Below are 18,373 nucleotides of genomic sequence, written 5' to 3' on the forward strand. Positions count from 1 at the left end.
TATAGTTAATTAAATGATATTGAAAATGATTATCAATGCCGTAGTTTTTATAAGGTTATTAGATTTTTGATAAATGACAAAATTGTGAGTCTGCTCACGTGCTTAACGTGGTGATTGCCATCCTGAACAAAAGTGCGGCAACCTTCTGAAGGTTCCCAAACCGCCTCATTTTTACACTCATCAAGTCGGCGGGAAGCCTCCGGCTATAAAAACGATGAGGATGTAAAAATGAATCATGCGATTACGATGGGTATTTTCTGGCATTTGATAGGCGCGGCCAGTGCAGCCTGTTTCTATGCCCCGTTTAAAAAGGTGAAAAGCTGGTCATGGGAAACCATGTGGTCCGTTGGCGGCACCGTGTCCTGGCTGATTTTGCCGTGGACAATCAGCGCCATGCTGCTGCCCGATTTCTGGGGCTACTTCTCCTCCTTCAACGCCTCCACCCTGCTGCCGGTATTCCTGTTCGGCGCGATGTGGGGCATCGGTAATATCAACTACGGCCTCACCATGCGCTACCTAGGCATGTCGATGGGGATTGGCATCGCGATTGGCATTACGCTGATTGTTGGCACCCTGATGACGCCAATCCTCAACGGCCACTTCGACGTGCTGATCAACACTCAGGGCGGGCGAATGACGCTGCTGGGCGTGCTGGTGGCGGTGATCGGCGTGGGCATCGTCACCCGCGCAGGCCAGCTGAAAGAACGCAAGATGGGCATCAAAGCCGAAGAGTTCAACCTGAAGAAAGGGCTGCTGCTGGCGGTGATGTGCGGCGTATTCTCGGCGGGCATGTCGTTCGCCATGAACGCCGCCAAACCGATGCACGACGCCGCTGCGGCGCTGGGCGTCGATCCGCTGTACGTTGCCCTGCCAAGCTACGTGGTGATCATGGGCGGCGGCGCGCTGGTAAACCTCGGCTTCTGCTTCATTCGTCTGGCAAAAGTGAAGAACCTGTCGGTAAAAGCCGACTTCTCGCTGGCAAAACCGCTGATCGTCACCAACGTCCTGCTCTCCGCCCTCGGCGGTCTGATGTGGTATCTGCAATTCTTCTTCTACGCCTGGGGTCACGCCAGTATTCCGGCGCAGTATGACTACATGAGCTGGATGCTGCACATGAGCTTCTACGTGCTGTGCGGCGGGCTGGTTGGGCTGGTGCTGAAAGAGTGGAACAACGCCGGGCGTCGTCCGGTTGGCGTGCTGAGCCTGGGCTGTGTGGTGATTATCATTGCGGCCAATATCGTCGGCCTCGGCATGGCGAACTGATTACGCTGCCTTTCGACTGCGATGACGCCACTGAACCGGCGTCATCCCCACCTCACGGTTAAACACCACCGAAAAGTAGTTACTGTCCTCAAAGCCGCAGCGCATCGCCACTTCACTCACCATCAGCTCCGTATGCTGTAACAGGTACTGGGCGTGGCAGATGCGCAGCTGGCGCAGATAGTGGTTGACCGTCATCCCCGTCTGGGTGCGGAACTGCTGGCGCAGCGCGCGCTCGCTGCACTGCTCCTGCTCGCAGAATTTTTCCAGCACGAAACTCTTGTTCAGACTGCCCGCAAGCCGGGTGATGAGCTTATCCAGCAGCGCTTCCTGTGTGGTAGCAGAGGGATTATCCGTAGCGTAACGATGCCGCTTCAGGGTCATCACCAGCTGGGCAAAAAGCAGCTCCGACATCTGGTTTGCCACCGGATCGCTCTTCTGGCTCTCCTGCTCCAGCTGGGAAATCGTCTGGCGCACCTGAGCCATGCCGTTGCTGCTTAAGCGCCAGTGCGGTTCGCCTCTGGCATCATGAAAACCGGGGATATTGCCCGCCCAGTCGACATTCAGTTTAAGTCTGTCGGGGCAGTAGATGACGTTCTGCAACACCAGATCGTTAACCGAGGCGTAGGAGTGTTTGTCTTCAGCGCGGATGTAGAACAGGTCTCCGCGCGTGATGCGGTAGGGGCGGTCGTTGAGGACGTGCAGGCCGTTGCCTCGCCATACCAGCACCAGCTCGCAAAACTCGTGGGTGTGCTCGGCAAAGACGTTTTGCGGGTAGCGGTCGGCCACCGCGACGGCCTGACTCGCGGAGGCAAAAAAATCATCTTTGCGAAGAATGAACTGAGCAGCCACACCACAACCTCTACGGCGAATAACCGGACATTATTAGCCTTTTTGCGGCAAAAAAACGGTGACTGCCCTCGCGTTACTGAAGCAACGCGTCTTTCCCCTGACGAATATCGCGCGGCGACCAGTTAAACTCCCGGCGAAAAAGCGTCGAAAAGTGGTTACTGTCGCCGAATCCGCAGCGATAGGCGATATCGGTGACGCTTTCGTCGGTATGACGTAAAAGGTGCCGCGCTTTGATCAGGCGCAGACGGTTGAGGTAGCGCTGCGGCGTCAGCCCGGTATGCTGCTTGAGCTGACGATGCAGCGTGCGCAGCGAGAGCGAAAAGTCATCCGCCAGCGTTTCCCAGCAGACATCTTCGGCAAAATGATCTTCCAGCCAGGCCATCAGCTGGTTCAGGCGCGCGTCGTTATTTTCCAGCCCTTCCACCAGGCTGCTGCGCCGCAGCAGCACCAGCAGCTGCATAAACAGCAGCTCGCGGGTAGCAATGGCGTGCGTCTCCTGTCCATCCTCGCTCTGCTCCATCTGGCTCACCAGCTGACGCACCTGCTGCAACGTGGACTGATTCACCCGCCAGTGCGAGGGGTAGTGACCGTCCTTCTCCTGCGGCAACAGCTGATTCAGCCCGGAGAGAAACTGGAACGCATCCGGAGAACGATAGAGCACATTGGTCAGGCAAAGGTTGTCGGTATGTTCATACAGGTGCCTGTCGTGATCGCGCACGAAGCACACCGTACCGCCGCTGATGGTATACGGCTGACCGTTAAACACGTGGATACCCGTTCCGTGCTCAACAATCACAATTTCATGAAAATCATGATGATGCTCCGGGAACGCAGCCTGAGGCAGCCGTGGCTCAATCGCGACCGGCGAAGCCCCCGAAGGAAAAAAATCGACGCTGTGCAGTACGGTCATAACGGCCCCCACCAATGAGAAAAGTTCTCAAAATAGTAATTAAGGCCTTCCACGCTCACCTTAAATTTTTGACAGCAAACCGCGCAAAAGCTGTCGGTTTTTCAAGAAACAGACGGAAAGATCAGGAAATGCGGTCAGCGTCACACTGCCTGCAAACCCCGCCATTACTGGAAACTGTGAACTCCCTCACGTTCATCTTTGCTTTCTTGCCAGCGCGAGATTTGGGCTGTCAGTGGCGAGAAGGTGGCTATTTCTTCCCTTTCTTACACTCCTCGCTAATGACTTAAGAAAGGATCCGACCATGACTTTTCGCCATTGTGTGGCTGTCGATTTAGGCGCATCCAGCGGCCGTGTAATGCTCGCCACCTGGGACTGCGACCTGCACACCCTTACGCTTCGCGAAATGCACCGTTTCGCCAATTGTCTGCAAAAACAGGACGGTTTTGTTACCTGGGATATCGACGCCCTGGAAGCAGAGATCCGCACCGGACTTCACAACGTCTGCGAAGACGGTATTCGCATCGACAGTATCGGCATTGATACCTGGGGTGTGGATTACATACTGCTGGACAGTCACGGCGAACGCGTCGGCCTGCCCGTCTCCTACCGCGACAGCCGCACCGATGGGCTAATGGCGCACGCCATCGCCCAGCTTGGCAAGGAGAACATCTATGGTCGCAGCGGCATTCAGTTTCTGCCGTTTAACACGCTGTATCAGCTGCGCGCGCTGGTTGAGCAACAGCCAGAGCTGGTCGAAAAGGTGGCGCATGCGCTGCTGATCCCGGACTACTTAAGCTACCGTCTGACCGGCAACATGAACTGGGAATACACCAACGCCACCACCACGCAGCTGGTTAACATCAACACCGATAACTGGGATGAACATCTGCTGGCCTGGACGGGCGCCTCGCCGTCCTGGTTCGGCGCGCCAACCCATCCGGGCAATGTGATCGGCCACTGGCTTTGCCCGCAGGGGAATGAGATCCCTGTTGTCGCCGTCGCCAGTCACGACACCGCCAGCGCGGTCATTGCCTCGCCGCTCGCCGGCAAAGATGCGGCGTACCTCTCTTCCGGCACCTGGTCGCTGATGGGCTTTGAGAGCAAAACACCCTACACCAGCGATGCCGCACTGGCGGCGAACATCACTAACGAAGGTGGCGCCGAAGGGCGCTACCGGGTGCTGAAGAACATCATGGGCCTGTGGCTGCTCCAGCGGGTGCTGAAAGAGCAGAACATCACCGACCTGCCCGCGCTTATCGCGGAAACCGAAACGCTGAAGGCCTGCACCTTCCTGATTAACCCGAACGACGACCGCTTTATCAACCCGGCGCACATGAGCGCTGAAATCCAGGCCGCCTGTTTTGAAGTGGGGCAGCCGGTACCTTCCCGCCCCGCCGAGCTGGCGCGCTGCATTTTTGACAGTCTCGCCCTGCTCTATGCCGACATCCTGAGCGAGCTGGCTGACCTTCGCGGCAAACCGTTCACGCAGTTGCATATCGTGGGCGGCGGCTGCCAGAACCAGCTGCTGAACCAGCTCTGCGCGGATGCCTGCGGCATTACCGTGGTGGCAGGTCCGATTGAAGCCTCCACGCTCGGCAATATCGGCATTCAGCTGATGGCCCTGGACGAACTGTCCAACGTTGACGATTTCCGTTCGGTGGTGACGGCGAATAACAGCCTGACCACCTTCACCCCCCATCCCTGCCATGAAATTGCCCGCTACCGGGCGCAGTTTCAGCAAAAACGACTGACTAAGGAGCTTTGCGCATGACCACTCAACTTGAACAAGCCTGGGACCTGGCTAAACAGCGTTTCGCCGCCGTCGGCGTGGATGTCGAAGAGGCGCTGCGCCAGCTCGACCGTCTGCCCGTCTCCATGCACTGCTGGCAGGGTGATGACGTTGCTGGCTTCGAGAACCCGGGCGGTTCCCTGACGGGGGGTATTCAGGCCACGGGTAACTATCCGGGCAAAGCGCGCAACGCCACCGAACTGCGTGCGGATCTGGAGCTGGCGCTGAGCCTGATCCCCGGGCCAAAGCGCCTGAATCTGCACGCCATTTATCTCGAATCCGACGAGCCAGTGGCGCGTAATGAAATCAAACCGGAGCACTTTACGAACTGGGTGGCGTGGGCGAAAGCCAACAAGCTGGGCCTGGACTTTAACCCCTCCTGCTTCTCGCACCCGCTGAGCGCGGACGGCTTTACCCTTGCGCACGCCAACGACGAAATCCGCCAGTTCTGGATCGACCATGTCAAAGCCAGCCGCCGCGTTTCTGCGTATTTCGGCGAGCAGCTTGGCACACCGTCGGTGATGAACATCTGGATCCCGGACGGTATGAAGGACATCACCGTCGACCGTCTGGCTCCGCGCCAGCGCCTGCTGGCCGCGCTGGATGAGGCCATCAGCGAGAAGCTGGACCCGGCGCACCACATCGACGCCGTGGAGAGCAAGCTGTTCGGCATTGGCGCCGAGAGCTACACCGTGGGCTCAAACGAGTTCTACATGGGGTACGCCACCAGCCGCCAGACCGCGCTGTGCCTGGATGCCGGTCACTTCCACCCAACCGAGGTGATCTCCGACAAAATCTCCGCTGCCATGCTCTACGTGCCGCGCCTGCTGCTGCACGTCAGCCGCCCGGTGCGCTGGGACAGCGACCACGTGGTGCTGCTGGATGACGAAACCCAGGCCATTGCCAGCGAAATCATCCGCCACGACCTCTTTGACCGCGTACACATTGGCCTCGACTTCTTCGACGCCTCCATCAACCGCATCGCGGCGTGGGTTATCGGCACCCGCAACATGAAGAAAGCCCTGCTGCGCGCGCTGCTGGAGCCTGTCGCCGCCCTGAAACAGCTGGAAGAAAACGGCGACTACACCGCGCGCCTGGCGCTGCTGGAAGAGCAGAAATCCCTGCCGTGGCAGGCGGTGTGGGAGATGTACTGCCAGCGTCACGATGCGCCTGCGGGCAGCCAGTGGCTGGACAACGTGCGGGCATATGAGAAAGACGTTCTTGCCGCTCGTCAGTAAAAAACATTGCCCGGCGGCGCGTTGCTTGCCGGGCCTACAGGTAAAAGTAGGCCGGGTAAGCAACGCGCCACCCGGCATTTTCAAAGGAAACACAGTATGCAGACCATCACCACCTCCTGGTTCGTCCAGGGCATGATCAAAGCCACCTCCGACGCCTGGCTGAAGGGCTGGGACGAGCGCAACGGCGGCAACCTGACGCTGCGCCTGGACGATGCGGATATCGAACCGTTCGCAGCCGATTTCCACCAGAAGCCGCGCTATATAGCCCTGAGCCAGCCGATGCCGCTGCTCGCCAACACGCCGTTTATCGTCACCGGTTCCGGGAAGTTCTTCCGCAACGTTCAGCTCGACCCGCAGGCCAACCTCGGCGTAGTGAAAGTGGATAGCGACGGCGCGGGCTACCACATTCTGTGGGGGCTGACGGATGAGGCGGTGCCAACCTCTGAGCTGCCGGCGCACTTCCTCTCCCACTGCGAGCGCATCAAGGCGACCAATGGCAAGGACCGCGTGATCATGCACTGCCACGCCACCAACCTGATCGCCCTGACCTACGTGCTGGAAAATAATTCTGATTTCTTCACCCGCAAACTGTGGGAAGGCAGCACCGAGTGTCTGGTGGTGTTCCCGGACGGCGTCGGCATTCTGCCGTGGATGGTGCCGGGCACCGACGAAATCGGCCAGGCAACCGCGACGGACATGCAGAAACATTCACTGGTGCTGTGGCCGTTCCACGGCGTCTTCGGCAGCGGCCCGACGCTGGATGAAACCTTCGGCCTGATCGACACCGCCGAGAAATCCGCGGAAGTGCTGGTGAAGGTCTATTCCATGGGCGGCATGAAGCAGACCATCACCCGGGAAGAACTGATCGCCCTGGGTAAACGCTTTGGCGTCACCCCCATGCAGTCGGCGTTAGATTTGTACCAATAACAACATCGCGCCCCGCTCACCGAGACGGGGCGAAAACCACCTGCAATCCCTACAACTAACTCAAGTCAGTGGAGTAAAAGCAATGAAAATAAAAGCAAGCTTGATCCTCACCGTTGCCGCTCTGGCGTTGTCCGGTTCCGCTTTAGCAGAAGTGAAAATCGCCCTGGTGGCGAAGTCCTTAGGGAATGGATTCTTCGAGGCAGCGAACGTCGGCGCGCAGGAGGCGGCCAAAGAGTTAGGCGATGTAAAAGTGATTTATACCGGCCCGACCACCACCACGGCGGAAGCGCAGATCGAGGTGCTGAACGGGCTGATCGCCCAGGGCGTGGATGCGATCGCGATTTCCGCGAACGATCCGGACGCCGTCGTGCCGGTGCTGAAAAAAGCGATGCAGCGCGGCATCAAGGTTGTGTCGTGGGATTCCGGCGTGGCGAAAGCCGGGCGTCAGATCCACCTCAACCCGTCCAATAACGCCCTGATTGGCGAAACTAACGTCAAGCTCGCCGCCGATGCCCTGAAAGCGCTGAACGTGGAGAAAGGCGATGTGGCGGTGCTGAGCGCCACGCCAACCTCCACCAACCAGAACACCTGGATTGCGGAGATGAAAAAGGTGCTGCCGAAGTACCCGTCCGTCAATCTGGTGACCGTGGCCTACGGGGACGATCTCTCTGACAAGAGCTACCGCGAAGCTGTCGGCCTGCTGAAAACCTACCCGGAGCTGAAAGTGATTGTTTCGCCTTCTTCCGTGGGCATTGTGGCTGCCGCGCAGGCGGTGAAGGACCAGGGCAAGATTGGCAAAGTGTACGTCACCGGTTTAGGCCTGCCGTCTGAGATGGCGGGCGCGGTGAAGTCCGGCGCAAGCAAGAGCTTTGCCATCTGGAACCCGATTGACCTGGGCTATGCCGCAACCTACCTGGCGGATGACCTGGTGAAAGGCAACGCCACGAAAGGCGAGGCCAGCATGGGCAAGCTGGGCAAAGTGAAGCTGGATGCCGACGGCAACGGCGCGATGGCCGAGCCGTTCGTTTACGATGCCAGCAATATTGATAAGTTCTCAAAAATCTTTTGATGCGATTTGTAGGCCGGATAAGCGTAGCGCCATCCGGCAAAAGGCGGGTGGCGCTGCCGCTTACCCGCCCTACAAATTCCCCTGTCCAGGAGAACTATCATGACCCCATTGCTACAGCTTTCTGGCATCACCAAGGTGTTCCCCGGCGTGCGTGCTCTTGAGAACGTGCAGCTTGCGCTGTGGCCCGGCAAAGTGACGGCGCTTATCGGCGAAAACGGCGCGGGCAAGTCGACACTGGTCAAAGTGATGACCGGCATATACCAGCCCGACGAGGGCGAAATTCTTTACAAGGCGATCCCCGTTCACCTTCCGACGCCGGAGTCGGCGCATAAAATGGGCATCACCGCCATTCACCAGGAAACCGTCCTGTTCGATGAACTCTCGGTCACCGAAAATATCTTTGTCGGTCAGTACCTTCAAAAAGGCTTCCTGAAAAAGCTCGACTGGCCGGAAATGCACCGCCGGGCGCAGGCTATTCTCGCCCGCCTTGAGGTGCAAATCGACCCGCGCGCAACGCTGAAAACCCTGAGCATCGCCCAGCGTCACATGGTGGCGATTGCCCGCGCGCTGTCGTTTGAGGCGCAGGTGGTTATTCTTGATGAACCTACAGCGGCGCTGTCACAGCATGAAATCCTCGAGTTTTACCAGATTGTGGAGCGCTTAAAGCAGGAGGGAAAAGCCATCCTGTTTATCTCCCACAAGTTCGACGAGATTTTTGAGCTGGCCGATCACTACACCATTTTGCGCGACGGCGTTTTCGTCGGTGCAGGGGCAATAAATGAGATCACCGAGGAGCGGATGGTGTCGATGATGGTCGGGCGCGCCATTACCCAAACCTTCCCGAAAATCGACTGCGAAAAAGGCGAGACGGTGCTGGAGGTGAAAAACCTCTGCCATCCGACCGAGTTTGCGCATATCTCGTTCTCCCTGCGTAAAGGGGAGATCCTCGGCTTTTACGGGCTGGTGGGTGCCGGGCGTACCGAGCTGATGCAGGCGCTTTCCGGCGTCACGCGGCCATCGTCCGGGGAAATTATCCTCAACGGACAGCCCCGGCGCTTCCGCCAGCCTGCGGATGCGATCAAGGCCGGTATCGTCTGTGTGCCGGAAGAAAGGCAGAAACAGGGGGCGATTATCGCCCTGCCGATTGCCCAGAACATCAGCCTGCCTCAGCTCAGCAGGCTCAATCCGAACGGCGTACTGCACGACGACCGCGAATGGAAGCTGGCAGACGAATACGCCAGGCGCCTGCAAGTGAAAGCCTTCAGCTGGAAGCAGGCGGTGGAGACCCTCTCTGGCGGCAACCAGCAAAAGGTGGTGATCGGCAAATGGCTGGCGACGCACCCTGACGTGATCATCCTCGATGAGCCAACAAAAGGCATCGATATCGGCTCAAAGGCAGCCGTGCATCAGTTTATGTCCGAGCTGGTCAGTCAGGGGCTGGCGGTGATTATGGTCTCGTCCGAACTGCCGGAAGTGATGGGCATGGCGGATCGCATTATCGTCATGCACGAGGGGCTGATGGTGGCCGAATACCAGGCGGGAGACGCGACGGCGGAAACCATCGTCAGCGCCGCCAGCGGTGCAAAACAGGAGGCGGCATAAATGCTTAGCTCACTCTTAAAACACCGCGAGGCGCTGCTTGGCGCGGTGATTGTCCTGATGGTCGTCGCCATTGGCAGCCGCGTGCCATCGTTTATCGCACCGGGCAACCTGGTGGAGATGTTTAACGACACCGCCATTCTGATCGTCCTCGCGCTCGGGCAGATGATGGTGCTGCTCACTAAAGGCATCGACCTGTCGATGGCGGCTAATCTGGCCCTGACCGGGATGATTGTCGCCCTGATTAATTTCCATTACCCGGACGTGCCCGTCTGGGCGCTGCTGTTCCTCGCCAGCGCGCTTGGGCTGCTGATGGGCGCAATAAACGGCCTGCTGGTGTGGAAACTGGGCATTCCGGCGATTGTGGTGACGCTCGGCACCATGAGCATCTACCGCGGAATGATCTTTTTGCTCTCCGGCGGCGGCTGGGTGAACTCCAACCAGATGGGTGCAAACTTCCTCGGCCTGCCGCGTGCGTCAGTGCTGGGCCTGCCGGTGCTGAGCTGGTGCGCCATCGCCGTACTGCTGCTGGTGGGCTACTTCCTGCGCTACAGTCGCACCGGACGGGCGCTCTACACCGCAGGCGGGAACGCCACGGCAGCGTACTACACCGGGATCAACGCCGGGAAAATGCAGTTCATCAGCTTCTGCCTTTCCGGTCTGCTGGCCGGGTTCTGCGGCTACCTGTGGATATCACGCTTTGCCGTTGCGTATGTTGACGTCGCTAACGGTTTTGAATTGCAGGTGGTGGCAGCCTGTGTGATTGGCGGGATCAGCACCATGGGCGGCACCGGCCGCGTGCTCGGCTGTCTGTTCGGGGCGCTGTTCCTTGGCGTCATCAACAACGCCCTGCCGGTGATCGGCGTCTCCCCGTTCTGGCAGATGGCGATTTCCGGCTCGGTCATTGTAATCGCTGTGCTGCTGAACGAGCGCGGCAACAGGCGCAAAGGCAGGCTGATCCTGCGCGACGCGGCGCTGGCACGTCAGAAACTGGCGGTGAAACCATGAGCAAAATGATGACATCTGAAGAGTTCAAACCCGCTTCTGCGCCGGGCATCTTCCAGCGCCTGCTGTGCTGGGAGGGCTTCCTGCTGGCGGTGACGCTGGCGGTGTTTGTGGTGAACGCGCTCGCCTCGCCCTACTTCCTCAATATCTGGAACCTCTCCGACGCGACGTTCAACTTCACGGAAAAAGCGATCATTGTGTTGCCGATGGCGATGCTGATTATCGCCCGGGAAATTGACCTGTCTGTGGCCTCCACCATCGCGCTCAGCTCCACGGTGATGGGCTTTTGCGCGGCGGCGGGCGTCGATACGCCGCTGCTGGTGTGCGTGGGATTAGGCGTCGGGCTACTGTGCGGGCTGTTCAACGGCATTCTGGTGACGCGCTTTAACCTGTCGTCCATCGTCATCACCATCGGCACCATGAGCCTGTACCGCGGGATCACCTACATCCTGCTCGGGGACCAGGCGCTGAACAGCTACCCGGAGAGCTTCGCCTGGTTCGGCCAGGGCTACGTCTGGGGCGCGCTGTCGTTTGAGTTCGCGCTGTTTATCGTGCTGGCCGCTCTGTTTGCCTTTGTGCTGCACCGCACCAATTTTGGCCGCCGCACCTACGCCATCGGCAACAACCCGACCGGCGCGTGGTACTCCGGCATCAACGTGAAGCGCCACAACCTGATCCTGTTTGCGCTGGTAGGACTGATGTCCGGCCTGGCGTCGGTGCTGCTCACCTCGCGTCTGGGCAGTACCCGCCCGACCATCGCGATGGGCTGGGAGCTGGCGGTGGTGACGATGGCGGTGCTCGGCGGCGTCAATATTCTCGGTGGGTCCGGCAGCATGGTGGGCGTGATTATCGCCGCCTTCCTGATGGGGCTGGTGACCTTTGGCCTGAGCCTGCTTAACGTGCCCGGCATCGTGATGTCGGTGATTATCGGCGCGATGCTGATCGTGGTGATTTCGCTGCCGATTATTACCCGCCGGGTGATGCAGCGAAGACGGATCTCATAGCCGGGTGGCACTGCGTTTACCCGGCCTACTTAACCGTAGGCCCGCGCAAGCGCAGCGCCGCCGGGCATAAAAATCACAGTAATTAAGGAGAATTATCATGAGCTTTATGTTGGCACTCCCCAAAATCAGCCTGCACGGCGCGGGCGCGATCGGCGATATGGTCAATCTGGTGGCAAACAAACAGTGGGGAAAAGCGCTGATTGTCACCGACGGCCAGCTGGTGAAACTTGGCCTGCTCGACAGTTTGTTTTCCGCGCTCGACGCCCATCAGATGTCGTATCACCTGTTCGATGAGGTATTCCCGAATCCGACGGAAGCGCTGGTGCAAAAAGGCTATGCGGCATATCAGGATGCGGAGTGTGATTACCTGATTGCCTTTGGCGGCGGCAGCCCGATTGATACTGCCAAGGCGATCAAAATCCTCACCGCCAACCCAGGTCCGTCAACCGATTACTCCGGCGTCGGCAAGGTGAAAAACGCGGGCGTGCCGCTGGTGGCGATCAACACCACCGCAGGCACGGCGGCGGAGATGACCAGCAACGCGGTGATCATTGACGCCGCGCGACAGGTGAAAGAGGTGATTATCGACCCGAACATCATCCCGGATATCGCCGTGGACGATGCCAGCGTGATGCTTGATATTCCGGCCTCCGTGACCGCCGCAACCGGCATGGATGCCTTGACCCATGCGATTGAAGCCTACGTGTCCGTCGGCGCGCACCCGCTGACCGATGCTAACGCGCTGGAGGCGATTCGCCTGATCAACCTCTGGCTGCCGAAAGCGGTCGACGACGGTCACAACCTGGAAGCGCGCGAGCAGATGGCCTTTGGTCAGTATCTGGCGGGCATGGCGTTTAACAGCGCCGGTCTGGGGCTGGTGCACGCCCTGGCGCACCAGCCGGGCGCGACGCACAACCTGCCGCACGGCGTGTGCAACGCCATTCTGCTGCCGATCATCGAAAACTTTAACCGCCCGAACGCGGTCGCACGTTTCGCCCGCGTGGCGCAGGCGATGGGCGTTGACACGCGCGGCATGAGCGACGAAGCCGCCAGCATGTCGGCCATTCAGGCGATTCGCGACCTGAGCGCTCGCGTCGGCATTCCGTCCGGATTTAGCCAGCTCGGCGTCACCAAAGCCGATATTGAAGGCTGGCTGGATAAAGCCCTCGCCGACCCGTGCGCGCCGTGCAACCCGCGCACCGCCAGCCGCGATGAGGTCCGCGAGCTGTACCTGGAGGCTTTATGATCCGCAAAGCGTTTGTGATGCAGGTAAACCCGGACGCGCACGAGGAGTACGCACGTCGCCACAACCCGATCTGGCCTGAGCTGGAGGCGGTACTGAAAGCCCACGGCGCGCACCACTACGCCATCTATCTCGACAAAGCTCGCAACCTGCTGTTTGCGACGGTGGAGATTGAATCGGAAGAGCGCTGGAACGCGGTGGCAAACACCGATGTCTGCCAGCGCTGGTGGAAATATATGGGTGACGTTATGCCGTCGAACCCGGATAACAGCCCGGTGAGTTCGGCGCTGAAAGAGGTGTTTTACCTGGACTGATGTGTTAACGCTGCTGCCCCCGAGGCGGCAGCAATCTCCCGCCTGCCACTCAGCGTAAACGCCGACACCACCGTGATCGCCAGCACGAAGCAGCCCAGTATCAGATACGTCTCCTGGAAGCCGACCCGGTCATACATATTTCCGGCAAAGGCGGAGAGGAAGATCGCCGCCGACTGTTTGGCAAACTGGAAGCCAATCAGGTAGATGGTGGCCGACAGGCGCGTATCAAACACCCCGGTGATGTACTTGAATGCCCCCACCAGCAGGAACGGGACTTCCAGCGCGTGCAGCATCTTCAGGGCAATCACCTCCACGGCAGTGGTGGCAAACGACGAGCCGATAATGCGCGTCGCCATGATCACCCCGGCAATCAGCAGCGTGTTTTTCGCGCCGATGCGGTTAATGATCCACGGCGAGCAGAACATAATGATCGCGTTACAGATTTCCCCTGCCGTGGTGGCGAAACCAAAGGCACGGGTCCCCTCCTGCGGCGTGGCGAAGAAGGTTTTGAAGAAGGTGGCAAACTGCTGGTCGAAGACGTCATACACGCAGGCCACGCCAATCACGTACAGGATGAACATCCACATTCTGCGCTGGCGGAACAGGGTAAAAACGGTTTTAGCGGTGATCTGCGGCTGATTCGCGCCCAGGGCGTTCATCACCTGCGCCGTCTGGTTAGGCTTCGGTTTCGCGACCACCAGCAGCAGCATCAGCAACAGCGCCGCGGCCGACCCCATCCAGAAGACGTACGACGGATCGATGCCGAACAGGATGCCGCCCGTTGAGGCGCACAGCCCCCAGCCGAGACAGCCGAACATACGCGCCTTGCCGTACTCAAAAAAGCTGTTGCGGCTTACGCGCTCAATATAGGCCTCAATCGCCCCCGACCCCGCTGAGAAGACAAAGCCGATATACAACCCACCGCTCAGCGCCCCCAGCCAGATATTGGTTTTCAGCAGCGGGGCGAAGACGTACAGGAAGAACGGCGCGAACAGGAACAGCAGCACCGAGATGATCCAAAGCAGGTGTTTTTTCAGCCCCAGCTTGTCCGAAATGACCCCCAGCACCGGCTGGAAGGCAATGGCCGACAGCGAGATGCAGGAGAAAACAATCCCGGTATGGGTTTTGTTCAGGCCGATGATGTCCGACAGCCAGATCGGCAGGAACGGAAAGCAGGTGGCCATGATGAAGAAGTAGAGAAAGAAGAACAGCCCGAAGATCCAGAAATTAGGGTTGTCTTTGTGGGTACAGGTTGTTGTGTTCATTATTTTTATCCTCAACGGAGGGCCGGTTGCCCGGCCCGTCACCCTTACACGCGTTCCACACCAATCAGAATGGCGGTTTCCGGATCCAGAATCGGCAGTGCAATACCCGCCTGCATCAGCCACTCGCCGCTTACCGTTTGCGGCGCGTTCATCCACGCCGGCAGCTTACGCATGGTGTGCCCGCCCTCGCCCGTAATCTGGATGTTCGGGTGATCGAGCAGCGTGATGCGGTACAGCGCGCTGGCGTCTAACCCCGGCATGCGCAGCGGCATCATCAGGGTGTAATCCGGCATCGCGAGCTGGCTGACCAAAAACAGCCCCTGCGTCTTGTCTTCGCTCACTATACCCTGCGCCAGGGTGGTGGCGTCCGGCATATCCACGCGCCACTGGGTGCCGTGATGAATGACCTCTCGCCACCGCTTGTGCAGCGCGGCGTAATGGCGATAGCCTTCACGCTCCTGCGCATCGACGGTGAGCGGATCCAGCTCCAGCCCCATGTGACCAAAAAGCGCCGTCAGCCCGCGGAACTGAATGCTGTGCTGGCGGAAGGTGGCGTGACATTTATGATGACCGATATGCGCCCCCATCACCTCCGGCGGGAAGAAGTAGCTCATGCCGCGCTGGATAGTGTTGCGCTCCAGCGCGTCGTTGTTGTCGGACGCCCAGAAGCGGTGGCAGCGGGTCAGCACTTCATAATCGATTCGCCCGCCGCCGGAGGAGCAGGATTCAAACTCAATGTGCGGGAAGCGCTCGCCCAGCACGTCCAGCAGGCGGTAAAACTGGCGCGTCTGGGCGTCGGCGGCGGCTTTGCCCTTGTGCCCTGGCTGCACCAGCTCGCGGTTCATATCCCATTTCACGTAGTCGACCGCGTGTTCGCCCAGCAGCCAGCTCATGCGTTCGACCAGGTATTCAAAGGCCTGCGGAATATTGAGATTGAGGACCAGCTGGTGTCGCCCGGTCGCCTGGGCGTAGCCCGGCAGCGCTAGCACCCAGTCAGGGTGCGCGCGATACAGATCGGAATCGGGGTTAATCATCTCCGGCTCAACCCAGATACCAAACTCCATGCTGAGCTGTTTAACGTGATCGATTACCGGCTTTAGGCCGTTCGGGTATTTTTTCTTGTCCAGATACCAGTCGCCCAGCGCGGCGTGGTCGTCGTTGCGGCCTTTAAACCAGCCGTCGTCGATAATAAAGCGCTCCACGCCCAGCGCAGCGGCCTCGTCGGCCATGCGCATGATGTAGTCCGGATCGTGGTTGAAGTAGATCCCCTCCCAGGTGTTGAGGTGCACCGGGCGCGGTTTATCTTCCGGGAAGCGGATAACATTGTCGCGCAGGTAGCGGTGGAACTGCTGGCTCATGCCGTTCAGCCCTTGCGGGGAGTGACTGGCATACAGGCGCGGCGTCCAGAGCGTTTCCCCCTCTTCAATCGCCATTTCACCCGGCAGGTAGAGCGCTTCGGCCTGCATATAGCGGCGGCCATCGGTTTTCGCCTCTGCGCGCAGGCGGTGGTTACCACTCCAGCCCAGATGTATACCCCAGACGTTGCCGTGCATTTCACTGAATGACGGCGTACCTGAAATCAGCGCCGGGAAATGTTCATGGGAGGTTTTACCCCGACGGTTTTCAATCACAAAGCTGTCATGTTCAAGCATCACGCGGTGCGGCTGAAACTCCCTGATCCAGCGTCCGTGGAAGGCCATCACCTCCTGCGCGCGTTCGGCCACCGGCAGCGTCACGGCAAAGCGATCCACCTGCCACGCCTGCATTTTCAGGTTGGTTAACCCATGACGCACCACCAGTACGCCGCTGGCATCCAGCGTTATTTCACTGGTCAGACGCAGGCCTGCATGCTCGTCTTCAGCAGTGATTGTCAGGGCGTTTAACGCCTGCTGCACCTGCGTGGTTTTAAATACCGGCGATCCGTCCAGCCCCTGGCGGTGCCCCTCGATGCCCGGCGAGCCAAACAGCCCATGCCCCAGCTCTGCCATCAGCGTGACGGGGGAGTCGACGTCCAGCCTGCCATTAGCAACCGGGCGCGCAATACTCAGCACATCCTGCGGCGAAAAGTGCTGAAGGTGTGCCCCCCAGTAGAGAATTTCGGCGAACGGGTGGGTTTTTACCACCACGTCAACCGTATTGCTTTCAAGTCGAAAAATGGAATCTTGCATCAGACATCTCCTGTCATCGGGATGTCCTGAGTGTTGATCCGAAACGTTTCGGATACAAACCAAAACGTTTTGGATCTGTGATCGGGTTTGGAATTTTTGGTGTAATCAGGCCGTCTGGCCTGGGGAGAATTCTGGCTGCCAGAGCACCTGAAGGGTGTCAATGTCGTCGCCATTAATCAGCTGGCGCACCATATCGGCAATCTGTTTCCCGACACCCTGACGGGTAGACTGGATCACCGCCGCGACGTCGATATCGACAATGCTGTCCTGCGGTAAGCCGTCATAGACCACCAGCGAAACGGCATTTTCACCGGTTAAGCGCCCCATCTGCGCCAGGGCCATCGCTGCGCCGTCGCCGTGGGTGTTGCAGTCGGTAATGATGGCCGTGGGCGGCTGCGGCAGGGAGAGAAGTTCTTGCGTGGTGGCATACCCCACGCGACGCGAAGGGGGCATGGCACGCAGCCATTCGCTGGAAAGTCCGGCTTCCCGCAGCGCGTCCAGGTAGCCCTGGCGGCGCTGGGTGATGAATGCCTGGTTGTTGCTTTCGCCCAGCAGCGCAATGCGCTGATGGCCTTTCTCGATCAGCCAGCGGGTGGCCTGATATGTGCCGGCATAGTTGTCGAAATCGAACCACGCGTACGGCTGCGGGAGCTGGCTGCGGCCGAGCGCCAGGAACGGGAACCCGGCGGCCTGTAGCTGCTCAAGACGCGGATCGTGATCCAGCGTATGCGCCACAATCAGCGCATCCACGCGTCGGCTCTGCACCATGCGCATATAGCTGTGTTTGTCCGCCAGATCGTCGTCAGCGATGAGCAGCAGGTCAATCTCATGTCGCGCCAGTTCGTGGCTAATTTCGCCGACCATGTCCATAAAAACGCTGTTATTGAGCGGAACAGGATGCACCGGAAACACCAGCCCGACGGCGTCGATTTTGCCCATCTTCAGGCGACGGGCAAAGGTATTTGGTCGATAGCCACGGCGCTGGGCCTCCGCTTCCACGCGGGCGCGCGTCTCAGCAGAAACGTCGTCATACCCGTTGAGGGCGCGGCTGACGGTGGTAACAGACAGCCCCAGTTCTTTGGCAATGGCTTTAAGCGACATGATTTTCCGTATCTTTGTTAGTTTTGTTCCGCCACCAGCAGCGCGTGCGTATCTGGCTCCAGCGCCTTAAAGATATGCGGCTGGTCAGCGGGGTAGCAAATGTAATCTCCCGGGCCGAGCTCTTCCGCCGCGTCGATCAGACCGACCATCGCCCGCCCCTGGGTCACGATAATATGCTCAACCGAACCAGGCGGATGGGGCTGGGAAATACGGTCTGCCCCCGGCTGAGTCAGCAGCAGATAGATATCACGACGCGCGCCAGGCGGACACGCCGCGAGCAAAATCGCCTCGTAGTTCGCCTGCCCAGCGACGACTTTTGTGCCCTCGCCGCGGCGGATCACCTGCGTGACGGGTTGCTGCGGCTCCAGTAACCGGGCAAACGGAATATCCAGCGCCACGCAAAGCGACCACAGCGTTTCCAGGCTAGGATTGCCGTTGCCAGACTCCAGTTGAGAAAGCGTGGATTTGGCGATCCCGGCACGGCGGGCAATTTCCGCCAGTGAGAGCCCGGTTCGCAAGCGTTCTCGCACCAGGCTTTTGGCGATCACGCTGATTGGCTGCGTCATAATAACGGCCTCTTTCTCTCTATAACGAACGAATCGTTCGTCTTGTAAAACGTTTCTGATGCG

At 59.2% G+C, this 18,373-nt stretch carries 16 protein-coding genes; 10 read left to right on the forward strand and 6 right to left on the reverse strand.

Features of this window, described 5'->3' with window-relative positions:
• Positions 1 to 228: 228 nt before the first annotated feature.
• Entirely contained in the window at positions 229 to 1,263 is a 1,035-nt protein-coding gene (rhaT, locus tag ACOTY5_RS20725; protein ID WP_421632010.1) for an L-rhamnose/proton symporter RhaT, read from the forward strand.
• On the opposite strand, the gene rhaR is transcribed toward rhaT, so the two are convergent.
• Together rhaR and rhaS (ACOTY5_RS20735) are read right to left on the reverse strand one after the other, a co-directional pair.
• The gene (gene rhaR, locus ACOTY5_RS20730) at positions 1,264 to 2,112 is read right to left on the reverse strand and encodes an HTH-type transcriptional activator RhaR (RefSeq protein WP_045142627.1); all 849 of its coding nucleotides are present in this window, start codon (positions 2,110 to 2,112) and stop codon (positions 1,264 to 1,266) included. It lies immediately after the preceding gene.
• Between the two features lie 73 nt (positions 2,113 to 2,185).
• Positions 2,186 to 3,022, reverse strand: a complete 837-nt coding sequence (rhaS, locus tag ACOTY5_RS20735; RefSeq protein WP_015569934.1) for an HTH-type transcriptional activator RhaS — start codon at positions 3,020 to 3,022, stop codon at positions 2,186 to 2,188.
• 301 nt (positions 3,023 to 3,323) lie between these two features.
• On the opposite strand from rhaS (ACOTY5_RS20735), the gene rhaB reads away from it, so the two are divergent.
• From rhaB to rhaM, 9 genes are all read left to right on the forward strand, one after another.
• Entirely contained in the window at positions 3,324 to 4,793 is a 1,470-nt protein-coding gene (rhaB, locus tag ACOTY5_RS20740) for a rhamnulokinase (RefSeq protein WP_045142626.1), read from the forward strand.
• Positions 4,790 to 6,049, forward strand: coding sequence for an L-rhamnose isomerase (gene rhaA / locus ACOTY5_RS20745; RefSeq protein WP_045142625.1), 1,260 nt, complete (start codon positions 4,790 to 4,792; stop codon positions 6,047 to 6,049). Before rhaB ends, rhaA begins: the two co-directional genes overlap by 4 nt.
• Positions 6,050 to 6,145: 96 nt before the next feature.
• Complete coding sequence (rhaD, locus tag ACOTY5_RS20750; RefSeq protein ID WP_015569930.1) at positions 6,146 to 6,976, forward strand: rhamnulose-1-phosphate aldolase; 831 nt, start codon at positions 6,146 to 6,148, stop codon at positions 6,974 to 6,976.
• An 82-nt stretch (positions 6,977 to 7,058) separates the two neighbouring features.
• Positions 7,059 to 8,045, forward strand: coding sequence for a rhamnose ABC transporter substrate-binding protein (rhaS, locus tag ACOTY5_RS20755; protein WP_015569929.1), 987 nt, complete (start codon positions 7,059 to 7,061; stop codon positions 8,043 to 8,045).
• Positions 8,046 to 8,144: 99 nt separating this feature from the next.
• The gene (locus ACOTY5_RS20760; protein WP_045142624.1) at positions 8,145 to 9,647 is read left to right on the forward strand and encodes a sugar ABC transporter ATP-binding protein; all 1,503 of its coding nucleotides are present in this window, start codon (positions 8,145 to 8,147) and stop codon (positions 9,645 to 9,647) included.
• A complete protein-coding gene (locus tag ACOTY5_RS20765; protein WP_045142623.1) occupies positions 9,648 to 10,652 on the forward strand; it encodes an ABC transporter permease in 1,005 nt (334 codons plus the stop codon).
• Positions 10,649 to 11,653 (forward strand): ABC transporter permease, encoded by a 1,005-nt coding sequence (locus ACOTY5_RS20770; protein ID WP_045142622.1) that lies wholly within the window; start codon positions 10,649 to 10,651, stop codon positions 11,651 to 11,653. Before ACOTY5_RS20765 ends, ACOTY5_RS20770 begins: the two co-directional genes overlap by 4 nt.
• Before the next feature lie 97 nt (positions 11,654 to 11,750).
• On the forward strand, positions 11,751 to 12,899 hold the full coding sequence (fucO, locus tag ACOTY5_RS20775; RefSeq protein ID WP_003861980.1) for a lactaldehyde reductase: 1,149 nt from the start codon (positions 11,751 to 11,753) through the stop codon (positions 12,897 to 12,899).
• A complete protein-coding gene (gene rhaM, locus ACOTY5_RS20780) occupies positions 12,896 to 13,210 on the forward strand; it encodes an L-rhamnose mutarotase (RefSeq protein ID WP_015569925.1) in 315 nt (104 codons plus the stop codon). The genes fucO and rhaM overlap by 4 nt, the downstream gene beginning before the upstream one ends.
• Here the strand turns inward: rhaM and ACOTY5_RS20785 are convergent.
• The 4 genes from ACOTY5_RS20785 to ACOTY5_RS20800 form a co-directional block, all read right to left on the reverse strand.
• Positions 13,198 to 14,475, reverse strand: coding sequence for an MFS transporter (locus ACOTY5_RS20785; RefSeq protein WP_015569924.1), 1,278 nt, complete (start codon positions 14,473 to 14,475; stop codon positions 13,198 to 13,200). The genes rhaM and ACOTY5_RS20785 overlap by 13 nt on opposite strands.
• 44 nt (positions 14,476 to 14,519) lie before the next feature.
• A complete protein-coding gene (locus ACOTY5_RS20790; protein WP_045142621.1) occupies positions 14,520 to 16,643 on the reverse strand; it encodes an alpha-galactosidase in 2,124 nt (707 codons plus the stop codon).
• A 105-nt stretch (positions 16,644 to 16,748) separates the two neighbouring features.
• Positions 16,749 to 17,744, reverse strand: coding sequence for a LacI family DNA-binding transcriptional regulator (locus ACOTY5_RS20795; RefSeq protein WP_003861974.1), 996 nt, complete (start codon positions 17,742 to 17,744; stop codon positions 16,749 to 16,751).
• Between the two features lie 17 nt (positions 17,745 to 17,761).
• On the reverse strand, positions 17,762 to 18,310 hold the full coding sequence (locus ACOTY5_RS20800; RefSeq protein WP_003861973.1) for a helix-turn-helix domain-containing protein: 549 nt from the start codon (positions 18,308 to 18,310) through the stop codon (positions 17,762 to 17,764).
• Positions 18,311 to 18,373 lie beyond the last annotated feature (63 nt).

The organism is Enterobacter cloacae complex sp. SHL018 (assembly GCF_049237905.1).
GTDB lineage: Bacteria > Pseudomonadota > Gammaproteobacteria > Enterobacterales > Enterobacteriaceae > Enterobacter > Enterobacter hormaechei_C.